Genomic DNA, 21,589 nt, shown 5'->3' on the forward strand with positions numbered 1-21,589 from the left:
TTTTTACCCCTTAAAATAACTCAATATCGGTTTTAGAATCTTGTTCTTCGATATCATGTAAATAACGGACTTCGCGTTTTTCAATCACATCCGTGTGCATGTCGCGCAATTTTTTAACCTGTGCTTTGCCTGTTTGTGGGTTAAAGTTGACCTTGCGCGGCCAAGGCCCTCCCACATCATGAGACACCAAATCTAACCCTTCTTCTTGCACATAAGAGTAAGCAAAGCGAATATTACCAAGACCAATATCCGTCATCGAGCGAATAATTTTACCACCGCCAAACAGTTTTATTTTTAGATTTTGTCTAGACGCGCCATTTTTAAGTACTTCATTAATTAAAAACTCCATTGCCCAGTTACCATAACGACAATTTAAGTTATGCGCACTAGTTGGCTCCGCGCCTTTTTCAATCGGTAACATAAAGTGATTCATCCCACCCACACCAAGCTTGTCATCATAAATACAAGCAGCTATACATGAACCTAGTACAGTGGAAATCATTTCATCATTTTTTGACACATAAAATTCACCGGGTAATACTTTAGCAATAACTTGCCTCTGCCCTGAGTCCCAAAACCGCTTAATATGCTCAAAGCCATGCAACACTGGCTTAAAATTATTATCCATAAATCACCTTCTGATACATAGTTTTACCTAAGTTCTTAAACTCACTATGTTCCTTTCCCATGGTTTCAGAATGACCTAATAATAGGTATCCTTGCTCAGCTAAAATATGACAATAGCGGTTGAATAACTGAGCTTTTGTCTCTTTATCAAAATAAATCACCACATTACGACAAAAAATCACATCGAAAGGCCCTTTCATTGGCCAATCCTGTAATAAATTCAAACGCTTAAAATGAATTTTTTGTTGCAATTCAGGTTTAACTTTAAATAATCCACCATCTTTAGTTTTTAAAAACCAACGCTGTAATTGATGTTGTTCAAGTCCATTCACATTAGCCGCAGTATAGGTCCCTGATTGTGCTTTAGCTAAGACGTTTGAATCCAAATCGGTGGCTAAAATTTTCACATCCCAGTCTGTTGGAAATAGTCCATGCAAGCTCATAGCCAAAGAATAGGGTTCTTCCCCTGTTGAGCACCCTGCAGACCATATCCGTACTCGCCGAGTACTTTTATTTGTCACTAACAGCTTAGGAATTATATGCGATTGCAAATAATCAAAATGATGTGATTCGCGAAAAAAAGAAGTCAGATTGGTTGTTATTGCATTAATAAAATCACTAAACTCTTGCTCTTTATGTGCCTCTAAATAAGCTAAATACTGTTTAAAATTTTCCAACTGCAATGTTCTGATCCGACGAGCAAGACGTGAATAGACCATTTCTCGTTTATGATCACCCAATACAATGCCACACGCGTCATAAACTATTGCAGCTATTTGCTTGAAATCATGGTCGGTTAGTAAAAACTCTTTCATTACAGTTACTCGCAATAGGCGTGACTGAGCTGCGATTGAATATTAACAAAATTGCTAAAAGTTAAGACTCTGGATTCGTTCAAGTTCAGAGGCTTAACTAGTAATACAGTTGCAAAAAACGTTAAAATTCCTCCCATTCATCAGCTGAATCAGCAAAGTTATTACCTCGCGCTTTACTACTAATGTTGCTGCTGTGTGATGGCGTTGCGGTGGGGGTCGGAGTTACAGACACCGTATTAATCGCCGCTTCTTGCTGACTTAAAGTGAAAAAGTTCAGTAACTTGGTCATGTCATTCGCTTGCTCTGACATTGACTCGCTGGCCGCTGATGCTTGCTCAACTAAGGCTGCATTTTGCTGAGTCATTTCATCCATTTGCGAAATAGCTTTGTTGACTTGCTCAATACCTGAGCTTTGCTCTTCGGATGCTGCTGCAATATCAGATATCATTTCCGTTACTTTTTGTACTGCAATAACAATTTCTTTTAAAGTGGCCCCTGATTCATTAACTAATAAAGTGCCATCTTCAACTTTACCAACGCTATCTCTGATCAACTCTTTAATTTCTTTTGCAGCACCCGCTGAACGCTGCGCCAAATTACGTACTTCGCCAGCAACGACCGCAAAGCCACGACCTTGCTCACCAGCTCTAGCGGCTTCAACGGCTGCATTAAGAGCTAATAAATTGGTTTGAAAGGCAATTTCGTCAATTACGCTAATAATATCGGCAATTTTCTTACTCGATTCATTAATTGCTGACATGCTGATCACTGCGCGGTTAACAACTTCTCCCCCTTGCAGCGCTTTATCGCGTGTTTCTCCAGCTAATTCATTAACTACTTTTGCATTATCAGCATTTTGACGTACTGTGCTGGTCATTTCCTCCATGCTTGATGCTGTTTCTTCAAGTGATGATGCCTGCTCTTCAGTACGCTGGCTTAGATCAGCGTTGCCTTGAGATATTTCCTCGGCTCCACTTGCCACTAAAGTTGCCGAGGTATTAATACGATTAATCACTTCAGTTAATTTATCAGCCGTTGCGTTAGCATCACGCTTAAGTCGTTCAAACGACCCTTGGTACTCTTGCTCAATGCGTTTTGATAAGTCACCATTGGCCATGGCATCAAGCATATCACCAGTGCCTGAAACGGCACCTTCAACAACAGCAACTAAACCATTTAGCCCCTTAGCTAAACGTAAAAAGAAACCGCCTTTACCTTGCTCTACAACACGAGCTTCTAGATTACCTTTCCCAGCAGAGCTGACTAAATCAGCAATTTCTTTTTCTATTGCTACTTCAGCAGTTCGATCATCCCATTCCACCACAGTGCCGATTCGTTCATTTTCTGAAGTAAAAATAGGGTTAGCAACTAAACCAAAAGTACGCCCGCCAACAAGTATCTCGGTACTGTAAGTATTGGTTAGCTTGCTTAACATATTACGTTGATGCGCTGGATTTTTATGAAATGCATCAATGTTTTGCCCTAATAACTGGCTACTGTCAAAATTAGGTAAATCGCGACGTAAATCTTGCTCAGCATTGCGCATCATATTTTGCACCGCTTCATTCATATAAATAATATCGTTTTTAGTATTTGCAATCATAGTATTTGTTGCAACTCGATCCAGCGCTTGACGCACCCTAAGGTTTTCTTCTGCTTCTTGTTTTTCTTGTTCTGCTTTATTAACGCTTTCAGTGGTATCTTGCCACTCAACAATTGTACCAAGTCGCTTCCCATTTTCATCAATCCAAGGAGTCGCAATTAGACTAAATATTAAACCAGCCAATCTTAAAGTGGCTTTGTATGGCTTTTCAAGTGCCGCTAATAACTGACGTTGATGAGAAGGTTTTTTATGAAAGTCATCAACACAGGTTCCTATTAAGTTTGCAACGGAAAAGCTAGGTAATACCGTTTGTAATGCGCTCTCACGAGCTTGCAGCATTTTCTTTACTTGCTCATTAACAAAAATAATTTTCAAATCGTTATCTGCAATCATTACATTTGCTTGGCAAACTCTTAAAGCATTTACGAAATCAGCAGTTTTACGTGCTTCATTAGACGCTTTTTTCTGTTTGCTGATATCTGTGGCGTACTTGATGACTTTAAATGGTCGGCCATTTTGATCAAAAATGGGGTTATAAGATGCTTGAATCCAAACTTCTTTTCCGCCTTTACCTATGCGCAAATACTCACCTGAGTCAAACTCGCCTCTACCTAGTTTTTGCCAAAACTCAGCATAATCAACACTTTTTGCATATTCTTCATCAACAAATAACCGATGATGTTTACCTTGAATGTCAGCTAAGTTATAGCCAAGTGTTGATAAAAAATTATCATTTGCAGTGATGATTGTGCCGTCTAAATTAAATTCGATCACCGCTTGTGATTTATTAATCGCACTAACTTGCCCTGCAGCTTCTGCTAGCGCATGTTTTTGACTAGTAATATCAGTAGCAAACTTGACCACTTTAATTACCCTGCCTTGCTTATCGATAACTGGGTTATATGTTGCTTGAATCCATATTTCTTTACCATGTTTGCCTAATCGCTTGAATTCATCAGAAATAAACTCACCACTTTCTAGACGCTGCCAAAATTGCTGATATTCCTGACTAGCAGCTTCTTGCGACTCAACAAACATTGCATGATGTTGACCTTGAATTTCAGCTAAAGAATAATCCATAACATTTAAAAAATTGACATTCGCAGTGAGTATTTTACCGTTTGGTTCAAACTCAATCACCGCAAGTGACTTATTTAATGCCGTAACGATTAAATCATTATTTGATTTTTTAGAATTACTAAACCACCCCATGCCCATCACCTTCTTGTTGATCACCATTTGCTATATTTAGTATTTAGCTAAATATCCATTGTTTTTTGCAGGTCCAATAACGCGACCATCTTCTCACCGACATTCACTAACCCTGCGATAAATTCAGCATTCTCTGAACCGCTAAAGTTAGGCACCGTCTTTGCCTCTTGCTCTACAATACTGTAAACATCAGATACGGCATCAACGACCATGCCCATAATCTTGCTATTTTGCTCAAAAATTACTTTCACCACGATCACCACAGTTAACGCTCCATAGTCAATCGTCGCTAAGCCAAATCGTAATCTAAGATCTAAAATAGGTACTATGGTGCCACGTAGATTAATCACCCCTTTTACATAATCTGGGGCATTCGGGATCTCGGTGATCTCCTCCCAACTGCGAATTTCTTGAACAGTTAAAATATCAACACCGTATTCTTCATCAGCCATAATAAAGGTTAAAAACTGCTTAACCCCTTGGCCCTGTTCAAGCATTATTTTGTTATTTAATTCGCTGTGCGCAGAGATCATGAAGCCTCCAAGTTAGCTTGCGATTCAATAATCAATTCTTGGCTACCGGGTTTTCTTAATCCTGATAATTTAATTAAGCCGCTGATATCGACAATCAACGAAACCCGACCATCCCCTAATATAGTGGCACCTGACACGCCATCTACTTTTTGGTAATTAGCTTCTAAACTTTTAATCACTACTTGTTGCTGTGACAATAAATCATCAACTAACAAACCAATTTTTTGATTATCGCTTTCAACTACCACTAACAAGGTTTTATCAAGTGTTTCTATCGCACCTTGATGATTGAAAATACTGTATAAACGCAAGATAGGAATGTATTCATCACGCAGTCTAAGTACGTCTAAGTCTTTACCCACTCGACTCACTTTACTGATATCAATTTGTAATGATTCAACAATAGAAATTAATGGAATAATATAGGTGTGCTTTGCGACCCTCACTAACTGACCATCTAAAATAGCCAGAGTAAGTGGCAAGCGAATGGTGAAAGTAGACCCAACACCTGCCGCAGATGACACTTCAACCGAGCCATTGAGTGATTGGATATTACGCCTGACTACATCCATACCGACACCACGTCCGGATATATCACTTACCTCATCCGCAGTTGAAAAACCGGGCATAAAAATGAGCTCATTAATTTCATCATCATCCAACTCATCAGCTTCGCTTACTAGCCCATTAGCAACCGCTTTTTGTTTAATCTTTGCAGTATTAAGACCTTGTCCATCATCCATGATTTCTATAACAATATTACCACCTTGGTGAAATGCATTAAGTGTGACAGTACCGACGGGCTCTTTACCTGCACTAAGGCGCTGCTCAACTGTTTCTAAACCATGATCCAAGGAGTTTCGCACTAAGTGCACCATAGGATCTGATATTTTTTCCATTACGGTTTTATCGAGCTCGGTCTGTTCACCTAACAATTTAAGCTCAACCTGCTTATTCAGCTTTTGCGAGATATCTCGTACTAAACGTGGAAAACGACTAAATACAAAGCTTATTGGCAGCATTCGAATACGCATTACATTTTCTTGTAAATCACGAGTATTATGGGCCAATTGCGCTAAACCTTCCTGCAAAGAGGCAATAGTCGCTTCGGTGATCTCTTGTTGACCAATTTGGCTTAGCATCGCTTGAGTGATAACCAACTCGCCTACCATATTGATCAATGAATCAACTTTATCTATGCCGACTCTAATTGAAGTTGATTCTGCAGCTGGAGTGCTTGCTTTGACCGCAGTGCTTTTTTTTATTGGCTTAACCGCAGCAACATTGACAACTGCAGGGGCTGAAGTTGAATTAGGGTTTTCCTCAATCACATCAGGCGCTTTAATTTGCATATCATCTTCAGCAAATAAACCGCCACATAGCGCGATGGTAATATCGGCATCATCTTCAACCCACTCAAATATTTCTCGAATCGCACTCTCATCTTTTGCTGTGTTTAAAAAAAATCGCCAAGATAAAAAACAATCATCGGCGCTTAAATCAGCAATGTCAGGGAGCTCATTATTGAAAACTTGCGTCTCCAAATCTCCCAGCTCTGCCAATTCACAGATCATGTACAGTGGCTCATTGCCCGTTTTAAATAGATGATGATGTGGTTTAAAATCAATCTGATAAGTGTTAAGTTCAAGTTGAGCAGGACTAGCAGCGGCTTCAGTTTTATTTTTATCGGCTTGGTTTACTCCTAAAATCTGTTCAAACTTAATTCTCAGTGCAATTGCTTCTTCTAAATTAGGTTCTTGCTCTGCTTGTAAGCCACGAAGTAACTCCCGCAAGCAATCAACAGATTTAAGTAATAGGTTAACATGCTCTGCTATAAGCTCTCGTTTTCCCTCACGTATTTGATCTAATAGGGTTTCTAGCACATGAGTAAAGTCAGACACAGAGTTAAAACCAAATGTACCACTGCCGCCTTTAATAGAATGCGCAGCACGAAAAATGGTATTAATTGTTTCTAAATCTTCTTCGCCAGGCACCAAGTTTAATAACTCAGCTTCCATCACATCTAAGCCCTCAAAACTTTCTTCAAAGAAGACTTCAAAAAATTGACTTAAATCTATACTCATACCCCGTCCCCTAGATCAGCGAATCACTTTTTTTAAAACCGCTAATAACTGTTCAGGATTAAAGGGTTTAACTATCCAGCCAGTTGCACCAGCAGCTTTCCCTTCTACTTTTTTGTCCATACCTGATTCTGTTGTTAGCATTAGCAATGGCGTAAATTTATAGTTTGGTAAAGTGCGTAACTCCCTGATCAAAGTAATACCATCCATCACTGGCATGTTTACATCTGAAATCACAGCATCAAAACCTTGTTGTTTTGCGATGCTAAGTGCTTCACTGCCGTCCTTTGCCTCAGTGACATCAAAACCTGCTTTTTTCAGTGTAAAACTCACCATCTGACGCATTGATGCCGAATCATCCACGGCTAAAATTCTTTTCATATGAACCTCTTAATCAACATTTTCAAGTATTAGATATTCACTTAGGCCTAAGCAATCAATGGCATCTTTTAAAGGCTCACTTTGCCCAACCCAAATAATTTTGTGATGTACGCACAGCAAGTGCTTTTGCAAAGCACACAATAGTTGAATCGAAGCAGTATCTACGCGCACAACTTCACTAATGTCTAAGCAAACATCATCATTGCTGTGTAATTCTTGTAGCAAGTCTTGGTGTAAATTTTCAACTTGGGTGATTGCTAATTCAGCGGGAAGCTTCATCATATTGTTCGCACTTTCCATGTTTAACTAATTCATAACAAAAGCTTAGACTGAGTTAGTAAAAATGCCATAAATGCGTTGAAAAAAGAGTGAAATTATTTACCGAAGAGAAAAGTAAAAAGGAGCCAAACGCCCCTCGAAAAGAATTAAAATATACTTATTTTATTAATAATGATCCGCAATCTGCTTAAATTCAGTTATTAATAATTTAGCATTAATTAACGGCACACTGCCTTGTTTAAATTCAGGTTTAAATATAGCTCGTACCGCTCCTTGAGGGTCAACCATAGCAACTGAAGCACTATGGTCAACGGCATATTCTTGCTCATCACTATTACTAATTGCGTAAATTAAACCTAACTCTCTAACTAGTGGAAATAAATCTTTATGCTCTCCTGAAACCGCTAAAAAATTAGGGTTAAAATAATCAATGTAGGCTTTGCGTTTAGCAACTGTATCACGTTTTGGATCAACCGCTAAAAACCAAATTTGCAGCGGGTATTCATCTTTCAACGCTTTATAAGCACCATTGAGCTTAGCTAATGTCAGTGGGCAAATATCTGGGCAACTAGTATAACCTAAGAACACTAAGTTCCATTGGCCTTGCAATGTTTGCTTAGTTACTGACTGGGCATTTTGGTCTTGTAAAGTAAAATCACTCAAAGGTTTCGCTTGTTCATATACCAAGGCTTCAACATCAGGCATAGTGCTGTCACTACAAGCTGTTAACAATAATAAACTTAATGCCAACCACATACTCGTCCCAAATTTAATTACTAAGCTTTTCATATAAAAAACCACTTATCTATAAATAATGCGATAAAGAGTATCATTAAATGAATAATTGAAAAACGAAATAAATCCATTGCCTTTTCGTCATTTCCCGCTGTTTTTAGTTTCACAGCTTTGTAGATGAAAATTCCATTAAGCAGTGTCGCAGAAACTAAATAAATGCTCCCCGACATACCGATTAAATAAGGTAATACACATACCAAAGCTAATAAAATAGAGTATGCAACTACGCAGGTTTTACAAAAATCAATGCCATGAGTGACTGGCAGCATGGGGATTTTAGCGCGTTCGTAATCACTTTTTCGAGCGATTGCCAACGCCCAAAAATGTGGCGGAGTCCAAGTAAATATAATCATCACCAACAACCAAGGAGCCGCTGCCATATGACCAGTTTCAGATACCCACCCTAACAGCGGCGGCATAGCACCGGCCAACCCTCCTATAACAATATTTTGTGGCGTTGCACGCTTTAAAAATGAGGTATAAATAAACGCATAACCAACTAACGCAAATAAGGTTAATACCGCTGTTAAAGTATTAGCCCAAACCATCAACATAATGAAACCACTCACGCCAATAACAGCTGCAAAACTTAATGCATGCCGTTTAGATAGCCGTCCCTTCGCCACTGGTCGATGGCGAGTACGTGCCATTTTGCTATCGATCTCGCTATCAACCACATGATTGATCACCGCAGCCGCTGCGGATAACAAGCCAATCCCCAGTAAACTAATAAACTGTACGCCAATACCACGACCAACATCGGGGGCCAGCGCTAAACCAACCCATGCTGTTAATACCAACATCGCGACTACTTTAAATTTACTGATCGCTAAATAATCATTTATTAAGCCGCTAATTTGGCTAGGTGCTAACTTTGTTATTGCTATTAATGGTGTCATAACTGCCCCTATGTACGTGCTTTTAAGTAAAAACATAAACGAACGACTGTTAACAATAGTATGGCAGCCATTAAATTATGTGCCAGTGTAACGCCGAGCGGGAAATGCCAATGCACAACCGCCAAGCCCAAACAAATTTGACACAGCAACGCGACCAATACGGAGACTGTACAATGCTTTATTTTTCTTGACACAGCACGGCTATAAATGCGCCACATGATCAGCGCTAATACTACACAGGTAACTAACGCCCACATTCGATGTAATAAATGGATCGACATTCTAGCCTGCTGTGAAAGTACACCATATTCATAAGTACTTTGCTCTAATGGCAACTGAAATACACTACTCAATGAAAACGGCTGCCCGTAACTACACAACGGCAAGCCATTGCAGTGCGGCGCCGCATAATTAGCAGCAAGCCAACCGCCTAGCGCTATTTGCAATACCAACACCACTAATGCGACTAGACTAAGTTTAAAGTAATGCCGAGCGGGTGCGTCGCCGCCAAAAATTGGTTTTGCCGTTAACCGGAAATACAATAATGCAACTAATGATAAAATACTAAACCCACCCAATAAGTGCCCTAATACAATCAGCGGCTGCAAATTCATGGTAACAGTCCACATCCCTAAAGCCGCTTGAAACACCACCAGTATTAGTAATAGTAAGGGTAATTTAATTGGCGTGGTTGGATATTGACGTTTTAATAAAGCCAATATAAATAACGCTAAAATAAGTAAACCTAACGTGCCTGCAAAATAGCGATGGATCATTTCTTTCCACGCTTTAGCGGTTTCGAACATCATATCTGGGTAGGTTTGCTCGACATAGGCTAAATCAGCCTCATGCTTAGGCACCGTCAAAAAGCCATAGCAACCGGGCCAATCCGGACAACCCAATCCGGCATCACTCAAGCGCGTGTAAGCCCCTAAGCCAACAACTAAGATCGATAATATAAAAGTGGCTAATACCAAATGTTTATAGTTTTTATACATAATTGGCACTCCTTAATTTAGCTTGAACGCGAATAGTTAAGTAATTTTTTTAAATCTTTTAACAGTCCTTTTTGAGTCAAACGGTTTTGCTGTGGCTCACTATGGTAAGGATACTGCAAGACCACTAAGCCCATATGATCAATTAGATATAAACTAGCGGGTTGCAGTACATCAACCTCAGGTAGTTGCCGCCATGGCAGATCTTTTTGTTGTGTCTGCCCAAGGATGGCTACATCGACCTTGTCTTGATTTTTAGCAAGGGCGACATAGAGGTTATCTAGCGCTTGTAACTGCTGTGCACAAGCTTGCTGGCATTGTGCTGGGTGATTTAAAGCAATAGTCCATTGTTTATGCTCCGTTTTTTGCCAATCTTGTAGTTTTATTTCCTGTGTTAAAAATTCCCCTTGATTACTCGATGCACTAGGTATCCACTCAAGCTTTAACGTCAAATACGCCAGTATTAAAGGCACTAAACAACAGCCAATAAATATTAATAACGGATTGTTTTTCATTATAATTCCTTCTTTTTACAAGCAAATACAGCAATAACAAGGCAGGCAATCGCAATCAATAACCACTGCACTGCATAGGCTTGATGTTTTTCGGGGCTCATCACCACAGCTTGGTAATGCGGCGCAGCAATCTCATCCGCGATACCTTGCCGATAACCAATAAAGTCAATCATGTCGCGACCTGTTTGCTGTGAAAACAATGCTAAATCGATAATTTGTACACGCTTTGGCCATGCTGCCGTATTGTGTTGTGCATCTTGCAAAGTAAAGCCACTGAGCTTTCCTTGCTTTAATTGCACGGTCATTGCCAAAGGAGTCGATGGGAGGTTTATATTGGGGAGTTGCTGGCGAGTCAGTGGTGCTTTAACCCAACCCAAATTTACCAACAGAGTTTGCTTACTTTGCTGTAAACGCAGCAAGGTAAGTACATCGTAGCCAACCTGACCTTGGTAAACTTGATTATCTAACAACCAATATTGCTGCGTATCTAGCACTCCAGAGATACTTATCTGTAAGCCCGTTTTATTCCAATCACTAGGCAGTTGCTGCATTTGCTGCCAGCTCATTACTCCCTGACTTTGCAGGGCTGCTATTTGTGTTAATTGCTCAGTTTTACTTTCAGCTCGCTGTAGTTGCCAATACCCTAGGCGTAAACACACCAATACCACAATGGTTACCACGCAAATGGTAATAATTGAGCTAAGCTTTTGTTTACGCCATAAAATTAACTGCATAAAGGTGACCCAGTGATTATTAAAATTATTATCGTACTGTTGCTACTATTTATACTTTTTAACTTGTTCCGTGCCTTATTTATTATGGTATCGGGTAAAACAAATGGACGGCCTATGTCTCACTATTTAGGCCGTCGTGTGCTGTTTTCTGTTATCGTTTTAGTGATTGTTATTGCGGCCCTTAAACTAGGTTTCATTCACAGTAACTCCTCACCAATTGATAAAGTTACAGCACATATACAAACACAAATAAACACAACCACACCACATCAACAAAATGCCAATACCAAGCTGCGGCTTGAAACGCAAAATGTTTATCTGGGCTAAAGTGGCCTTTTAGAATCCGGATCAGGATAACTAATAATAAAATAGTTCCTAAGGTCACATGCATACCATGAAAGCCGGTTAGTAAAAAGAAAGTATTACCATATACGCCAGCATCTAAGGTCAGCCCTAAATCCTGATAAGCATGCATATACTCTACGACTTGCAGCACTAAAAAACAGACCCCTAATGCGATTGTCAGTGCCATAAATACTTTTAATGGCCCACGCTTATTGTTCTCCATGCCTATATGAGCAAAATGTAAGGTAACTGACGAGGTCAGTAATATTAATGTGTTGATCAGTGGTAAACCTTGCCACCCCATAGCTTGTGTTGTGCCACCGCCTGGGGTTGTCACTAACGGCCAGATTGCTTCAAAAGTAGGCCACAGTACCTCATTGGTCATGGCATTGTTGCCGGCGCCGCCAAGCCAAGGCACAGAGATCATCCGGGCATAAAAAAGGGCACCGAAAAAAGCCATAAAAAACATTACTTCAGAGAAAATAAACCAGCTCATACCTTGACGAAACGAGCGATCCATTTGCGCTGAATATAAGCCTTGATCAGATTCTTCAATGACATTTTTAAACCACCGAAATAGCATAAACACTAACACAGCAATTCCTGCGTAAAGCACATAATGGCCTGCACCACCGCCACTGCTTGCTTGCATTACAGTAAGACCTGCACCAACAGCAATAAAAAACATTGCAAGTGCGCCAACTATTGGCCATGGGCTTTGTGCAGGAACATAATATTTTTCGTAATTTTTATCCATTTTGTTTGCTCCTAATTAACTATTAGCTTGGCTAACCTAGTTACTAGCTACTATTTGCCCACTAATATCAAACACGGTATAAGACAAAGTTAACTCTTCAACATCTTCAGGTAATTGCGTATCGACATAAAAAAGCAGTTTAAATTCCACTTCTTCACCCGCTTTCAAAGGTTGTTGATCGAAACAAAAGCAAGCCATTTTATGTAAATATTTAGCTGCTTTACCTGGAGACACAGACGGCACAGCTTGCATAACTTTATCTTCATTACTGGTATTTTTCGCTCTAAACAGCACTTCGCGCATTGCTCCAGGCTTTACTACTACACTATACTCATGTGATTGCACCTCAAATGGCGCTCCACTTTGCGCATGAGTTGTAAAGCTAATGTCGATTTCTCGTGCCTCATTAACTATGCTACTTTGCTTTGCTTGCTCTAACGAAGGCTTACCATTGAGGCCTGTTACATCACAAAAAACGTCATACAACGGCACCAAAGCAAACGCAAAAGCAAACATACCTAGGCATATCAACACTAAGCGCTTAAATAATGGTGCGTGGCTCATTACTTGATCTCCGGCGGTGTTTCAAAGGTATGATAAGGCGCAGGTGAATCTACTTCCCACTCTAAACCTTCAGCTCCATCCCAAACCTTCGCGGGCACTTTATCGCCGCCACGCGCACACTTAAATACTACAACCACAAATAACAATTGTGATAAACCAAAGGCAAACCCGCCAAGACTAATAATCGCATTAAAGTCTGCAAATTGGAGTGCGTAATCAGGAATTCGCCGTGGCATACCAGCAAGACCAACAAAATGCATAGGAAAAAACAGCACATTCACGCTCACTAACGACAACCAAAAATGCCATTTAGCCAAGGTAATATTGAACATATTTCCCGTCCATTTTGGCAGCCAATAATACGCCCCGGCCATAATTGAGAATATCGCTCCAGTCACGAGCACATAATGAAAATGAGCAACTACAAAGTACGTATCGTGGTATTGAAAATCAGCGGGAGTAATCGCTAGCATCAACCCTGAGAAACCACCCACAGTGAATAACACAATAAAGGCAATACTAAATAACATAGGCACTTCAAAGCTGATTGAACCACGCCACATAGTGGCTACCCAGTTAAATACTTTGACCCCTGTGGGCACCGATATCAGCATAGTTGCATACATAAAAAATAATTCTCCAGCGACTGGCATACCAGTGGTAAACATGTGATGTGCCCAAACTATAAAGCTCAGTAAAGCAATTGACGATGTGGCATATACCATAGAGGCATAACCAAATAATTTTTTACGCGAAAAAGTTGGCACTATGGTCGAGATAATGCCAAAGGCTGGTAATATCATAATGTATACTTCAGGGTGACCAAAAAACCAAAATATGTGCTGGAACATCACCGGGTCGCCTCCCCCTGCGGCATCAAAAAAGCTGGTAGCAAAATACTTATCGGTCAATACCATAGTAACGGCGCCAGCCAATACTGGCATCACAGCAATTAATAAAAAAGCGGTGATTAACCATGTCCAGGCAAACAATGGCAGTTTCATCCAAGTCATACCCGGCGCTCGAAGATTAACGATGGTCACAATGACATTAATTGCCCCCATAATTGAGCTGATACCCATAATATGCACCGAAAACACAAATAATGCAGTGTTATCATTGCTGTATGTGGTGGAAAGCGGCGCATAGAATGTCCAGCCAAATGCAGGTCCGCCACCAGGCATAAACAATGACGCTAATAGAATCAAGAATGCGAACGGTAGAATCCAAAAACTCCAATTGTTCATCCGTGGTAATGCCATATCTGGCGCGCCAATCATCAAAGGCACCATCCAGTTCGCAAGCCCCGTAAAGGCTGGCATAACGGCACCAAATACCATGATCAAGCCATGTACTGTGGTCATTTGATTGAAAAAGTGCGGGTCGACTAACTGTAGTCCAGGTTGAAATAACTCTGCACGGATCACCATTGCCATAGCGCCACCAATTAGAAACATGGTGAGCGAAAAGATTAAATATAAGCTACCGATATCTTTATGGTTAGTAGTATAAAGCCAGCGCTTAAACCCTTTTGCGGCGTGATGATGCCCATCATGATGTGCGACTTGATCGTGTTGTTGCTCTGTTACACTGCTCATTATTTAGCCTCCGAAGTTGCATCAATCGCGGCTTGTATCTGACTCGGTTGAATTACATCCCCAGTGTCATTGCCCCATGCATTACGCTTATAGGTGATCACAGCTGCCAGCTGCTTGATTGATAACTGCTTGTCAAATGCTTGCATCGCAGTACCTGGGCGACCATGAAGCACTACATCAATATGATCTTTAATATCTCCTAATACTACCGGGCTGCCTTTGAGCGCAGGGAAAACACCCGGTAAGCCCATGCCAGTAGGTTGGTGGCATGCAGCGCAACTGGCCATATAGACTTGCTCACCGAGTGTCATTAATTCTTCTTTTGGTAATGTCTGATCTAACAAAGCAGCATCAGCGATTGCAGCTTTTTCTTTTGCCTGCTTAGCTTCGCTCAACCAGTTTGCAAAAGCTTGCTCAGATCTAGCTTCCACAACCACTGGCATAAAACCGTGGTCTTTGCCACACAATTCAGCGCATTGCCCGCGATAAATACCCTCTTCATTTATTTTCGTCCACGTTTCATTAATAAACCCTGGATTAGCATCTTTTTTAACTGCAAAATCTGGCACCCACCAAGAGTGGATCACATCATCTGAAGTCATTAAAAAGCGTACTTTTTTATTGATCGGTAAGACTAAAGGTTTGTCTACTTCAAGTAGGTAAGTATTCGTTTTATCCGCTTGATTAGTTATTTGTTGTTGCGGGGTCGATAAAATAGAGTAAAAAGCAACATCTTCGCCCATATACTCATAGTGCCATTTCCATTGCGATCCGGTAATTTTAATAGTGAGATCAGCTTTACTTGCATCCTCCATCGCAATCAGTGTTTTGGTAGCAGGCACTGCCATAGCAATGAGAATAACAAATGGAATAGCTGTCCAAAGTATTTCAACTTTAGTGCTTTCGTGGAACTGAGCTGGAATAGCCCCTTTTGATTTACGGTGATGGATCAGCGCCCAAAACATCACGGCGAACACGATAATCCCAATCACACAACATATAATAAATATTGTCATGTGCAGTTGATAAACATTATTACTTATATCTGTTACACCTTCGCGCATATTAAATTGGCTATTAGCCAACAATTGCTGCGGAAGCATAAGTAATATAAGCCACAAGGTAGAGCTCAATTTACCCATGTGACGGCTCCTTTTGATGCTATTGCAAGACGCAAAGCGAAAAGGCGGCACTGCTTTTTCACGCCAATTCGTTATTTTTTATTGTTACTGGGTATTAACCAATTAGTTAAAAAATGAACAATTAGCAAGTTTTAAGAGTAATTAAATTCTGTTTTCCTGTACAAATAACAGCTAAAAATCAGCGCGTTATTTTGTAATAAGAGATAATATTAAGGTGATAAAATCAGCTGGTAAGAAGAGTTGATAAGGCTTTAAGCGCTATAATTACGTATATATAAAGCCTAACCATTAAAGCAGTCAAAATAAAATGCACCAAATTTTACCAGTTTAGTGCAATATATAGATCAAAAAATTTACATCCAATCAGCGTTGCGGATCACACCAACAGCTAATCCTTCAATATTGAAAGATTCATGTTCAAGGTCCACTTCAATCGGTGAAAATTCATCATTTTCAGCATGTAAAAAAACTTTTTTACCTGCTTTTTCAAGGCGTTTTACTGTTACATCGTCATCAACACGGGCAACCACTACCTGGCCATTTTCAGCCACTTGAGTGCTGTGTACTGCCAATAAGTCGCCATCCATAATACCAATGTCTTTCATACTCATACCTTGCACACGCAGTAAAAAATCAGCAGCTGGTTTAAACAATAGCGGATCAACTTTGCAGTGACTTTCAACATGCTGCTCAGCCAAAATAGGTTCACCAGCGGCAACTCTACCTATCAGAGGTAAACCAAGTTGTTCCGGCTCATCCTCTTCAACTAACTGAATACCTCGGCTAGCACCAGGCTTCATTTTAATAACGCCCTTTTTCGCTAATGCCTTTAAATGTTCTTCCGCAGCATTAGCACTTTTAAAACCTAACGTTTGCGCAATCTCAGCACGGGTTGGCGGCATACCGGTATCTTTAATAAACACTTTAATAAGTTCGAGAATTTGAGCTTGGCGATTCGTTAATGGGCGCATACAACTGGTTTTCCATACAGTACATTTAACTGTGAGTATATACAGTTATCTGAAAATCGCAAATATAAATTGGTTTAAAATCGCGCCGTTAATAACAAGCTCATGCTATTTAAATCCCTTCCAGAATCAAGCGCAGGTCCAAGCTCAAACTTTCGACATGCTGACTAAACCAATATCGAGTTGATGTTTTGTACTAACAACTACCGTGGACTGAACAACAAGACTTATAAATACCTTTTCTATCATTCTTAGAACTATTAACAGTTAAATAATAAAGGTACATTTTATTTTTATGATCTTAACTGTAGGAAAATATTTAAAAGTGTAGACTGACTTAGTAAATAACTTACTGAGGTAGACTGATGAGTATTTGGTATCAACCGATCACCCTAGCACAATGTAAACAACTTGATGACGGCATTAGTGATCAAGGCACATTGATGAAAACCATGGGCATTGAAATAAGTGAAATTGGCGATGATTATTTAGTAGCAACTATGCCCGCGATCCCAGCTCACCACAATCCTTTGGGCATGGTGCATGGCGGTGCAAATGTGGTACTTGCAGAAACCGTAGCTAGCTATGCAGCAAACTTTGTAGTCGATTTTACAAAGTTTTATTGTGTTGGCCAAGAGATCAACGCCAATCATTTAAAAGCGTCACGTAACGGCACCTTGACGGCAATTGCAAAGCCACTGCATTTAGGCAAGCGCACATCCGTATGGGAAGTAAAAATTACTAATAGTCGTGGAGAACTATGCTGCGTATCAAGAATGACCGCAGCAGTTGTCGAGCGTAAAAGCTAACTTGCAACTGGGTAAATTGTAATTTCAATACCCGCACCAATCGCAGAAATGCGCAATAAAGTATCGGCACTGAGCGCTTGATTAAAGCATTTTGGCGAAGTGCCCGATTCAAAGCCAATATCAAAAGTACGCCTTGAGCATGATAACCACTGTTTTAATGCATTTCGCGAACAAGATTCTATCAGTTCACATAAATAATTTATGGCTTTATCTGGCGAGGTAACGTCTTCTTTAGACTCAATACGTGCAAGTTGACGGTACTCATCTTTATCATAATGCAAAACCACAGCACTCTTTTTTAAGTCCGCAACTAGCAAACTAATATCTTGCTTTGATTCCAGCTCTAGATCTACATTTAAAAATTGAATTTCCGACATTGTTTCATTTTTATCCTGCGTTAATAACAACGCAAACTTTAACCTAATTTTACATTTATACCAAATCAACTGTGGATTTTATTATCTGCGACAATTTGCATTGGCAAACACCATATAATTTATAAAATAACCCCCTAACGATAACAAGCAGGCAGTAGCGTATTATTTTGCTTAACAACTGGCTTTATTTTATTACTACAGAATATCCGTTTTAGAAAACGTCCTTCCCGTCGCCCAAGTAGCTAACCTTACCTTATAGATGAGTTAAAATTCCCACTACATCACACAGTGAAGCGATTTACTTTTTGAATAATCAATCTAAAATAGCGCTTCCTGTAGTTCACTAAAGTGATTGGATATGCCGCATTTTATTCTTGCGCTGGTATTGTGTTGTGTGAGTTTTAATCTTTATGCAGAACAGTTCACCAGCTTTTACAGCGCAAAAAAACACCTCATCAAAACCCTTCCTGATAACGCCACCAGCCTCTATTGTGGCTGTAACATTGAACGCCAAGGTAAAAAACTAGTGCCCGACCCAAATACATGTGGTTATGTGCCTCGTAATGCGGTTACTCGTTCAGGCAAACCAAATGCGCGCGCAACTCGGATTGAGTGGGAACATATTGTGTCTGCATGGGAATTTGGTCACCAGCTACAATGCTGGCAAGATGGCGGCCGAAAAAATTGCATTAAAGTCAGTGCGCAATTTCGGAAAATGGAAGCTGATATAAACAATCTCGCTCCGGCAATTGGTGAAATAAACGCAGACCGCTCTAATTATAGCTTTGGTATGATTGCAGGTAATGCAAGCCAATATGGTCGCTGCCAAGTAAAGGTAGATTTTAAACAACGTGTGGTAGAGCCGCCCTTTTATGCACGAAAACGCATTGCCGATGCTTATTTTTATATGCAAAAAACCTATGGTTTAAAAATTTCCGACAAGCAACAAAAATTATTTACCGCATGGCAAAACCAAGCTTTGGCAGCGAAAAATAGCAATGCTGTACTTTAAATAGCCAAAACCATAAAAAAGGCGCATTTCGCGCCTTTTCACTTAAAACCTACATTGAGTTTTGTGATTAAATATCTTGATGTGGGCCAAACACCTCGTAGTGAATACGCTCAGCAGCGACTCCTAATACGAGTAATTGCTGTTTAATTGCAGCCATAAACCCCGTTGGGCCACAGATGTAGAAATCACCTTCTTCAAGCGGTAGCTGCTCAGCAACAGCGCTGACATTCATCAATCCAGTAAACTCAGCTCCCTCGCCACCTTGATTAAACCAAGTGTAGTAATTTAATCGAGTATGCACCGCGGCTTGCTCCGCCAAAAACTGACTAAATGAATGCTGCAGGATATTTTCACAGGCGTGTAAATAGGTGACCGCTTGATTCGATGTATCACATAATAATGTTTGTAGCATTGCCAGCATCGGTGTTTGACCAACGCCCGCAGAAATTAATACCACAGGTTTTTTATTTGCGCGTAAAAAGAAGTCTCCAGCCGGTGGATAAAGCTCCACAACGCAGCCCTCATCAAGTGAGTGCAAATAATTAGATACAATCCCCGCTGCTGGCAATAACTCTTTTTTCACGCTAATGCGGTAGTTCTCACCATTGCTTTGTTGGGAAATTGAATACTGACGAATTTCACTGTATTGCGCATCATCGGGTTTCACTTTAATGCCTAAATACTGCCCTGGTTTATGAGTCATTACCGCTTTACCATCGACTGGCACTAAAGTAAAACTGGTTACTAACTCTGATTCAGGCTGTTTTTTAGCAATAACAAATGCTCTAGTACCCGACCAGCCACCGTGGTTATTTTTACTGTGCTCGTATAGCGCCGCTTCTTCGGTAATACAAATATCAGCAAGTAGTGCGTAAGCCTCACGCCATGCATATTCAACTTCAGCTGTAAATTGCTCAGGGATCAATTCTTTTAAAGTGCCAATCAGGTGTCCGCCAACTATTGGATAATGCTCAGGTAAAATATGCATGCTGGTATGCTTATGATTAATGCGTGCCAGCGCCTCTTTTAATACGGCTAAATTATCAATATTTTGAGCATACGCAGCCAAGGCATTAAATAATGCAAATTGCTGACGGCCACTACGTTGATTGGCCATATTAAAAATATCCTGCAGCTCAGGGTTATGACTAAACAGCCGGTTATAAAAATGCTCCGTGACAACGGTGCCCGCCTGCGCCAATAAAGGCGCTGTGCTTTTTACTATTTCAATGGTTTTATCAGATAACATACAACTTCCTTTAACCACGACGCCCATCAACACGACGCCGCGTTAAAATAGGAATACAGTGGAGTAAGAACAATAAAAATGCCACGATCCACAGTACAGCACTCAGCTGCCATGCGATGTGTGGCCCAATAACAACAGGTAATAACGAACGAATAATTGCTGCAACAAGCACTAAAGCAAATGCCACTGCCATAAAATGAGGAATAGTTAAAGGACGCCCTGTATGACCATGAGACACCCGCGTCATCATCGCTAAGATCATCATGCCAATCGTACCTATAGTGATCATATGCAGCGCGTCTTTAAACAAAATAACCGAGCTGTAAAAACTCAGCGCAAGCAATGCTAAACCAAGTCCAAGAGCTAGATAGGAGAAGTGCAACGACCATAACAGTGGCACTTTGAGTATTTGGTTATTCCACCACAACAATGAGCGAATTAAATGCACTACAGCAACAACAGCCAATGCCCAACTAGGATTAACGCTTGCTATAAATAATTGGCTGATAAAATAAAGCGCGACAGCAAACAACGAGCTGTAAAGCAACACTTTATCTAAACGAGGAGTACGTACTTGCTCCGCTAAACCAAGACCACGAGCAGTAAAAAAAGGTAATACCCGCCCAGCCACCACACCGACAAGTAAAGTCATTACTAGTACTGCTGTATCGACGACTGCCAATGCAAGTAGCATGTTTTGTTCTATTGCTAAGCATAAATAAATAATATTGAGCACACACAATGCGCTTAGCATCGGTAAAAATTGGTAGTTATTTTTATTGCCAGCTTTAAGTAGCATATTAGCCAGCGCCATAATTGCCCCTAACCACCAAAGCAATTGGAACAATAACACCGCATATAAACTAAAGTTTTCAATACCTGCACTGATAATAAAAAACGCAACACGAGCTGCTAGCCACGCTAGGGTTAGCAACATCAATTTACGACCATTAATACTCGCAACCCCGGTCCAAGTTTGTGCTGCGGTTAATAAAAACCCCACAGCTACAGCGCCTGCAAAGCCAAACATCATTTCATGGGCATGCCAAAGCGTTGCTGGCATAGTCAATTGCCATCTGGCATGGCCTGTTAAAATGAGTAACCAATAACTAATCGACAAAACGGCCAACAAGCCAGCTCCTAAAAAGTAGGGCCGAAATGCCAACATCCATATAGGCCATTGACTGATTTGATAAAAACGCACTTTTTTGGGCATTGGTTCGGTTAAATTGATTGCTCGCATCAGCGTATTAAACTCATCTATCTAGGTATTTATAACATGCTATTGCACAAGCCGAG

23 protein-coding genes are annotated in these 21,589 nt (G+C 40.4%); 3 read left to right on the forward strand and 20 right to left on the reverse strand.

The annotated features are described in order from the left end of the window. Nucleotides 1-10: 10 nt before the first annotated feature. From cheD to J7338_RS04770, 12 genes are all read right to left on the reverse strand, one after another. Nucleotides 11-628 carry a chemoreceptor glutamine deamidase CheD gene (gene cheD, locus J7338_RS04715; RefSeq protein ID WP_210795978.1) on the reverse strand — a complete coding sequence of 206 codons (618 nt, stop codon included), beginning with the start codon at nucleotides 626-628 and terminating at the stop codon, nucleotides 11-13. Beyond that, on the reverse strand, nucleotides 621-1,442 hold the full coding sequence (locus tag J7338_RS04720; RefSeq protein ID WP_210795979.1) for a CheR family methyltransferase: 822 nt from the start codon (nucleotides 1,440-1,442) through the stop codon (nucleotides 621-623). Before J7338_RS04720 ends, cheD begins: the two co-directional genes overlap by 8 nt. Nucleotides 1,443-1,563: 121 nt before the next feature. Then, entirely contained in the window at nucleotides 1,564-4,257 is a 2,694-nt protein-coding gene (locus J7338_RS04725; protein ID WP_210795980.1) for a methyl-accepting chemotaxis protein, read from the reverse strand. 47 nt (nucleotides 4,258-4,304) lie between these two features. Continuing rightward, nucleotides 4,305-4,790, reverse strand: coding sequence for a chemotaxis protein CheW (locus J7338_RS04730; RefSeq protein WP_210795981.1), 486 nt, complete (start codon nucleotides 4,788-4,790; stop codon nucleotides 4,305-4,307). Continuing rightward, complete coding sequence (locus J7338_RS04735; RefSeq protein ID WP_210795982.1) at nucleotides 4,787-6,874, reverse strand: chemotaxis protein CheA; 2,088 nt, start codon at nucleotides 6,872-6,874, stop codon at nucleotides 4,787-4,789. The genes J7338_RS04730 and J7338_RS04735 overlap by 4 nt, the downstream gene beginning before the upstream one ends. Nucleotides 6,875-6,889: 15 nt before the next feature. Continuing rightward, nucleotides 6,890-7,252, reverse strand: coding sequence for a response regulator (locus J7338_RS04740; RefSeq protein ID WP_145237813.1), 363 nt, complete (start codon nucleotides 7,250-7,252; stop codon nucleotides 6,890-6,892). 9 nt (nucleotides 7,253-7,261) lie between these two features. Beyond that, entirely contained in the window at nucleotides 7,262-7,534 is a 273-nt protein-coding gene (locus tag J7338_RS04745; protein ID WP_210795983.1) for an STAS domain-containing protein, read from the reverse strand. Between the two features lie 162 nt (nucleotides 7,535-7,696). Then, the gene (locus J7338_RS04750; RefSeq protein ID WP_210795984.1) at nucleotides 7,697-8,320 is read right to left on the reverse strand and encodes an SCO family protein; all 624 of its coding nucleotides are present in this window, start codon (nucleotides 8,318-8,320) and stop codon (nucleotides 7,697-7,699) included. After that, the gene (gene cyoE / locus J7338_RS04755) at nucleotides 8,317-9,225 is read right to left on the reverse strand and encodes a heme o synthase (RefSeq protein WP_210795985.1); all 909 of its coding nucleotides are present in this window, start codon (nucleotides 9,223-9,225) and stop codon (nucleotides 8,317-8,319) included. Before cyoE ends, J7338_RS04750 begins: the two co-directional genes overlap by 4 nt. Nucleotides 9,226-9,233: 8 nt before the next feature. Continuing rightward, nucleotides 9,234-10,223, reverse strand: a complete 990-nt coding sequence (locus J7338_RS04760; protein WP_210795986.1) for a COX15/CtaA family protein — start codon at nucleotides 10,221-10,223, stop codon at nucleotides 9,234-9,236. Between the two features lie 17 nt (nucleotides 10,224-10,240). After that, a complete protein-coding gene (locus tag J7338_RS04765; RefSeq protein ID WP_210795987.1) occupies nucleotides 10,241-10,735 on the reverse strand; it encodes a transmembrane cytochrome oxidase associated protein in 495 nt (164 codons plus the stop codon). After that, nucleotides 10,735-11,469: an SURF1 family protein gene (locus J7338_RS04770; RefSeq protein WP_210795988.1), complete on the reverse strand. Its 735-nt coding sequence runs from the start codon at nucleotides 11,467-11,469 to the stop codon at nucleotides 10,735-10,737. Before J7338_RS04770 ends, J7338_RS04765 begins: the two co-directional genes overlap by 1 nt. 12 nt (nucleotides 11,470-11,481) lie before the next feature. Between J7338_RS04770 and J7338_RS21035 the strand changes: the two genes are divergently transcribed. Further along, entirely contained in the window at nucleotides 11,482-11,796 is a 315-nt protein-coding gene (locus J7338_RS21035) for a DUF2909 family protein (protein ID WP_210795989.1), read from the forward strand. Here the strand turns inward: J7338_RS21035 and J7338_RS04780 are convergent. The 5 genes from J7338_RS04780 to lexA form a co-directional block, all read right to left on the reverse strand. Continuing rightward, nucleotides 11,696-12,571, reverse strand: a complete 876-nt coding sequence (locus tag J7338_RS04780) for a cytochrome c oxidase subunit 3 (RefSeq protein ID WP_210795990.1) — start codon at nucleotides 12,569-12,571, stop codon at nucleotides 11,696-11,698. The genes J7338_RS21035 and J7338_RS04780 overlap by 101 nt on opposite strands. A 36-nt stretch (nucleotides 12,572-12,607) precedes the next feature. Next, the gene (locus J7338_RS04785) at nucleotides 12,608-13,135 is read right to left on the reverse strand and encodes a cytochrome c oxidase assembly protein (RefSeq protein ID WP_210795991.1); all 528 of its coding nucleotides are present in this window, start codon (nucleotides 13,133-13,135) and stop codon (nucleotides 12,608-12,610) included. Then, complete coding sequence (ctaD, locus tag J7338_RS04790) at nucleotides 13,135-14,733, reverse strand: cytochrome c oxidase subunit I (RefSeq protein ID WP_210795992.1); 1,599 nt, start codon at nucleotides 14,731-14,733, stop codon at nucleotides 13,135-13,137. Before ctaD ends, J7338_RS04785 begins: the two co-directional genes overlap by 1 nt. Continuing rightward, on the reverse strand, nucleotides 14,733-15,875 hold the full coding sequence (gene coxB / locus J7338_RS04795) for a cytochrome c oxidase subunit II (protein WP_210795993.1): 1,143 nt from the start codon (nucleotides 15,873-15,875) through the stop codon (nucleotides 14,733-14,735). Before coxB ends, ctaD begins: the two co-directional genes overlap by 1 nt. Before the next feature lie 353 nt (nucleotides 15,876-16,228). Further along, nucleotides 16,229-16,846: a transcriptional repressor LexA gene (lexA, locus tag J7338_RS04800; protein WP_210795994.1), complete on the reverse strand. Its 618-nt coding sequence runs from the start codon at nucleotides 16,844-16,846 to the stop codon at nucleotides 16,229-16,231. Nucleotides 16,847-17,208: 362 nt separating this feature from the next. Here lexA and J7338_RS04805 point away from each other — a divergent pair, with 362 nt between their 5' ends. Further along, nucleotides 17,209-17,652 (forward strand): PaaI family thioesterase, encoded by a 444-nt coding sequence (locus J7338_RS04805; RefSeq protein ID WP_210795995.1) that lies wholly within the window; start codon nucleotides 17,209-17,211, stop codon nucleotides 17,650-17,652. Here J7338_RS04805 and J7338_RS04810 read toward each other — a convergent pair. After that, nucleotides 17,649-18,029 (reverse strand): hypothetical protein, encoded by a 381-nt coding sequence (locus J7338_RS04810; RefSeq protein ID WP_210795996.1) that lies wholly within the window; start codon nucleotides 18,027-18,029, stop codon nucleotides 17,649-17,651. The genes J7338_RS04805 and J7338_RS04810 overlap by 4 nt on opposite strands. Nucleotides 18,030-18,387: 358 nt before the next feature. Between J7338_RS04810 and J7338_RS04815 the strand changes: the two genes are divergently transcribed. Continuing rightward, nucleotides 18,388-19,041: an endonuclease gene (locus J7338_RS04815; protein WP_210795997.1), complete on the forward strand. Its 654-nt coding sequence runs from the start codon at nucleotides 18,388-18,390 to the stop codon at nucleotides 19,039-19,041. 67 nt (nucleotides 19,042-19,108) lie between these two features. On the opposite strand, the gene hmpA is transcribed toward J7338_RS04815, so the two are convergent. Continuing rightward, nucleotides 19,109-20,290 (reverse strand): NO-inducible flavohemoprotein, encoded by a 1,182-nt coding sequence (gene hmpA, locus J7338_RS04820; RefSeq protein WP_210795998.1) that lies wholly within the window; start codon nucleotides 20,288-20,290, stop codon nucleotides 19,109-19,111. A 10-nt stretch (nucleotides 20,291-20,300) separates the two neighbouring features. Beyond that, on the reverse strand, nucleotides 20,301-21,533 hold the full coding sequence (locus J7338_RS04825) for an NnrS family protein (protein ID WP_210795999.1): 1,233 nt from the start codon (nucleotides 21,531-21,533) through the stop codon (nucleotides 20,301-20,303). Between the last annotated feature and the right edge of the window lie 56 nt (nucleotides 21,534-21,589).

It is taken from the genome of Pseudoalteromonas ostreae (assembly GCF_018069805.1).
Taxonomy (GTDB): domain Bacteria; phylum Pseudomonadota; class Gammaproteobacteria; order Enterobacterales; family Alteromonadaceae; genus Pseudoalteromonas; species Pseudoalteromonas ostreae.

What these genes read in the sequence shown, in the direction of transcription:
- cheD (WP_210795978.1), bottom strand. Translation starts at nt 628, where the DNA reads ATGGATAATAATTTTAAGCCAGTGTTGCATGGCTTTGAGCATATTAAG.
- J7338_RS04720 (WP_210795979.1), bottom strand. Translation starts at nt 1,442, where the DNA reads ATGAAAGAGTTTTTACTAACCGACCATGATTTCAAGCAAATAGCTGCA.
- J7338_RS04725 (WP_210795980.1), bottom strand. Translation starts at nt 4,257, where the DNA reads ATGGGGTGGTTTAGTAATTCTAAAAAATCAAATAATGATTTAATCGTT.
- J7338_RS04730 (WP_210795981.1), bottom strand. Translation starts at nt 4,790, where the DNA reads ATGATCTCTGCGCACAGCGAATTAAATAACAAAATAATGCTTGAACAG.
- J7338_RS04735 (WP_210795982.1), bottom strand. Translation starts at nt 6,874, where the DNA reads ATGAGTATAGATTTAAGTCAATTTTTTGAAGTCTTCTTTGAAGAAAGT.
- J7338_RS04740 (WP_145237813.1), bottom strand. Translation starts at nt 7,252, where the DNA reads ATGAAAAGAATTTTAGCCGTGGATGATTCGGCATCAATGCGTCAGATG.
- J7338_RS04745 (WP_210795983.1), bottom strand. Translation starts at nt 7,534, where the DNA reads ATGATGAAGCTTCCCGCTGAATTAGCAATCACCCAAGTTGAAAATTTA.
- J7338_RS04750 (WP_210795984.1), bottom strand. Translation starts at nt 8,320, where the DNA reads ATGAAAAGCTTAGTAATTAAATTTGGGACGAGTATGTGGTTGGCATTA.
- cyoE (WP_210795985.1), bottom strand. Translation starts at nt 9,225, where the DNA reads ATGACACCATTAATAGCAATAACAAAGTTAGCACCTAGCCAAATTAGC.
- J7338_RS04760 (WP_210795986.1), bottom strand. Translation starts at nt 10,223, where the DNA reads ATGTATAAAAACTATAAACATTTGGTATTAGCCACTTTTATATTATCG.
- J7338_RS04765 (WP_210795987.1), bottom strand. Translation starts at nt 10,735, where the DNA reads ATGAAAAACAATCCGTTATTAATATTTATTGGCTGTTGTTTAGTGCCT.
- J7338_RS04770 (WP_210795988.1), bottom strand. Translation starts at nt 11,469, where the DNA reads ATGCAGTTAATTTTATGGCGTAAACAAAAGCTTAGCTCAATTATTACC.
- J7338_RS04780 (WP_210795990.1), bottom strand. Translation starts at nt 12,571, where the DNA reads ATGGATAAAAATTACGAAAAATATTATGTTCCTGCACAAAGCCCATGG.
- J7338_RS04785 (WP_210795991.1), bottom strand. Translation starts at nt 13,135, where the DNA reads ATGAGCCACGCACCATTATTTAAGCGCTTAGTGTTGATATGCCTAGGT.
- ctaD (WP_210795992.1), bottom strand. Translation starts at nt 14,733, where the DNA reads ATGAGCAGTGTAACAGAGCAACAACACGATCAAGTCGCACATCATGAT.
- coxB (WP_210795993.1), bottom strand. Translation starts at nt 15,875, where the DNA reads ATGGGTAAATTGAGCTCTACCTTGTGGCTTATATTACTTATGCTTCCG.
- lexA (WP_210795994.1), bottom strand. Translation starts at nt 16,846, where the DNA reads ATGCGCCCATTAACGAATCGCCAAGCTCAAATTCTCGAACTTATTAAA.
- J7338_RS04805 (WP_210795995.1), top strand. Translation starts at nt 17,209, where the DNA reads ATGAGTATTTGGTATCAACCGATCACCCTAGCACAATGTAAACAACTT.
- J7338_RS04810 (WP_210795996.1), bottom strand. Translation starts at nt 18,029, where the DNA reads ATGTCGGAAATTCAATTTTTAAATGTAGATCTAGAGCTGGAATCAAAG.
- J7338_RS04815 (WP_210795997.1), top strand. Translation starts at nt 18,388, where the DNA reads ATGCCGCATTTTATTCTTGCGCTGGTATTGTGTTGTGTGAGTTTTAAT.
- hmpA (WP_210795998.1), bottom strand. Translation starts at nt 20,290, where the DNA reads ATGTTATCTGATAAAACCATTGAAATAGTAAAAAGCACAGCGCCTTTA.
- J7338_RS04825 (WP_210795999.1), bottom strand. Translation starts at nt 21,533, where the DNA reads ATGCGAGCAATCAATTTAACCGAACCAATGCCCAAAAAAGTGCGTTTT.